This is a genomic window from Desulfobacter sp. (assembly GCF_050177295.1).
In genome coordinates this window covers 1-3,188 of sequence record NZ_JBFXHE010000471.1, presented here as the reverse complement: position 1 = coordinate 3,188, position 3,188 = coordinate 1, and the positions used below count along the sequence as shown (strand labels likewise).

Genomic DNA, 3,188 nt, shown 5'->3' with positions numbered 1-3,188 from the left:
AGCCCCTGCGTTGTCTTTAAAAATTTGCCGGGCATGTTGTCCGGTGCGGGCGCAATGGTCAGAATTGCGCAGCATTTTTTTCAGTTCACCGGCCAGGGCTTTTTCGTTTTCAACCTGGATGCCGCCTTTACCCTGGATAAACAATTGGGCCATTTCACGAAAATCCGTCATATGGGGCCCAAAAAACACTGGTTTGCCAAACATGGCCGGTTCCAGAAGATTATGCCCGCCCCGGGGCACCAGGGATCCGCCCACAAAGGCAAACGAACAGAACGCATAGGCTTTGCCCAGAACGCCAATGGTGTTAAGAAATATGATATCCGCACCTTGTTTGGTTTCCGTCGGATCCAGGTAGCATGCAATCCTGAATCCGGATAAAGGCAATTCCTTGAGCAAAGCGGTACACCTGCCCGGGTCCCGGGGCGCAATGACAAGTTTGAGTGCGGGGTCTGTCTGTCTTGCCTGGATAAATGCCCGGACCACCATGGATTCTTCACCGGGATGGGTGGAACCGGCCATCCATATCCGGTCACCCGGGTGAGCCCCCAGACCCCGGACAAGGCCTGAAATCTCTTCCCGGGACAATTCAGGACAGGGCTGATCAAACTTGATATTGCCGGTGACTTGAATACGGTCCCCGGCCACACCAAGCTGTTCAAAACTGAAAGCATCCTGCCGGGTTTGGGCCATGACACAGGAAAGCATTGGGAAAAACAATTTGGCCAGGGGCCCCATGCACCGGTACCCCTTTAAGGACCGTGGTGACAACCGTGCATTCACAAGGACCACAGGAATCCTTTGTTGATGCATGACAGATAAAAACCCGGGCCATAAATCCGTTTCCACCAGACAGACGATATCCGGGGAAATGCGTTTGACCACCCGTATCACTGCAAACCAGATATCAAAGGGGAAATAGCCCGCCGCGGTAACCGGGGAATCGGCCCGGTCCGGGTGCATCAGATCAAGGGCCCGCTCAAATCCGGTTTTGGTGGATGCTGTAAAAACAATATCATGGGCCGGGTATTTTTTTTTTAAGGCGCGTACCAGGGCAAGGCTTGAGTTCACTTCACCCACGGACAGGGCATGAACCCAGATTCTGCGCGTACTCTCGTTTTTTTCAGGAATCCCTGTAAACAATCCCAGGCGCTGTAACAGATTGGCCCGCCGTTTGGCTGAAAACATCCAGACAGCAGGTAAAAAAGGCAGGCACAAAAAAAATACCACCAGGGTGATGATATGGTAAAAAAAAATCATGGAACCGGCCTCATTCCGTCTGGATCAGATAGATACACCCCAGGCATAGGAAAACCAGGTTGCTCACCCAGGCGGCCACCACCGGCGGCAGAATCTTTGCGTAGCCCAAAGAGACAGTAAACCCGAAGACAAACCAGTACAAAAAACAAAACCCCACGCCCACGGCAATGCCCACGGGCAGATTGGTTTTCACAAACCCCCTCATGCCCGTGGCAGCCCCTGTCAACGCCATGATCACGCAGATAAAGGGGAAGGCCAGCTTCCCGTACATATCTACCTTGTAGGTGGTGGCGTCATATCCTTCGGCTGTTACTTTCTCCACATATCTTCTGAGTTCACTATAACTCATTTCATCGGACCTCTGGGTCATACGGTCAAGGTCATCGGGTTTCAGATCAAGGGACACAACCTTTTGGGGGCTTATGGACACATGATAATCATCAATTTCAGGATCATACAACTGCTCAATGACATCTTCCAGTATCCAGCGCCCGTTTTCATAATGCCCCCTGGCCCCATCGGTACGCGACGCAATCTTGAACCCTGCCCCCATGGTGGTGCATGAGATGCCGGCCACTGTTTTTTTAGCTGGATCAAAAAAATTAATATGCACCAGGGCCCTGCCCGACCGGATCCAGATGTCCTCTTTCGCATGAACAATACCGCCGTTGCGGGACATCTCGCGGTACCGTATATGGTTGGAACGGGCCATGGACACAGGAATCAGGGTCTCTGTCAAAAGCAGCATCAAAAAAGCCAGGACACCGCCTGCCAGAATGGCCGGCTTCACCATAAAATAAACGGAGATCCCCGAAGACTTCAAGGCAGTGAGTTCACCGCTTCGATTCATAATGCCGAATACGGAAATAACCGCTAAAAGCAGTCCTGCCGGGGTAAGCTGAACAAACATATAGGGCAGTTTAAGCAGTACAAACCAAAGCCCCCGTGCAAAGGTGACGTCGGACTCAAGAATTTTATCCATATGGGACAGATAGTCAATGAATATAAACAGCACCATGACCAATGCCTGGATAATAATAAAAATTCTGACAAATTCTTTAAGCCAGTATTTGTGAAGGCATGGGATCATGGCTTTGTCCTTTTTCTGAGACGGGCCACAACACCTGCCGGAAGGTTTTGTATCCAGAGAGGCAGACGCACGGGCCGCTCCTTGGCATTGCGTATCAAAAGAAAAATGCCCGCAATCCCCATAACCACATTGGGCAGCCACATGGCGATCACCGGCGGATAATGGCCGGCTTCGCCGCCGGACCAGCCAATGGCCAGCAGCAGATAATAAAGAAGAAAAAAGCCCATCCCCATACCAAAACCGCTTGATTTTCTTAAAAATATGGACTGAACCCCCAAAGGAAAGGCCAATAATCCGAGCACAAGGCAGGCAAAGGGAATGGAAAATTTTTCATGCAACACCAGACGCGCCTCACTATCCATTTCAGGCGTTTTAAAACCGTTTCGGATACGCCGGACCAGTTCATGCAGGCTCATTTCATCAAAATCCTTTCCCTCTTCTCTGGGCCCGTTTTTCTGCAGGGCAGTAAGGTCAATATTGATGTCATAATGCCCGAAATTAATATTGGTCACGGAATGGTCCTGAACATTGACCTGGTTGATCATACCGTCATACAGACGGATGGTGTATAGATCCTGGTTTCCCTTGCGCACCAGGCGTCCCCTGGGAGCCGTGGAAATGGCGACGATATCAGCAGTCCTGCGGTCCTCAATGAATACGTCCGTCAGATCCCGGGTGCCCATATCCACATGGGCCACATAAATCATGATCCCGTTAAGCCGGCTGTTGAACTGCCGCTCCTGCAGTGCTGCGTCAATACTGGATCTGGCCAGTTCTATGGTTTTCATTTTCAGGGCCAGTTTGCCATTGGGAATCCCGTAAACCGTCATCCACAGGGTTA

At 51.0% G+C, this 3,188-nt stretch carries 3 protein-coding genes; all 3 read right to left on the bottom strand.

What is annotated here, in order from left to right; translation table 11 throughout:
- Positions 1 to 1,257 (bottom strand): 3-deoxy-D-manno-octulosonic acid transferase (locus AB7U36_RS21240; protein WP_428161618.1); only part of this gene is annotated, 1,257 nt, incomplete at its 3' end.
- Between the two features lie 10 nt (positions 1,258 to 1,267).
- Positions 1,268 to 2,347 (bottom strand): LPS export ABC transporter permease LptG, encoded by a 1,080-nt coding sequence (gene lptG, locus AB7U36_RS21235; protein WP_428161617.1) that lies wholly within the window; start codon positions 2,345 to 2,347, stop codon positions 1,268 to 1,270.
- The coding region (locus AB7U36_RS21230) for an LptF/LptG family permease (protein WP_428161616.1) at positions 2,344 to 3,188 on the bottom strand (845 nt) is incomplete at its 5' end. The genes AB7U36_RS21230 and lptG, both read right to left, overlap by 4 nt.

Coding starts and splice junctions, on each gene's coding strand:
- lptG (WP_428161617.1), bottom strand. CDS start 2,347: ATGATCCCATGCCTTCACAAATACTGGCTTAAAGAATTTGTCAGAATT.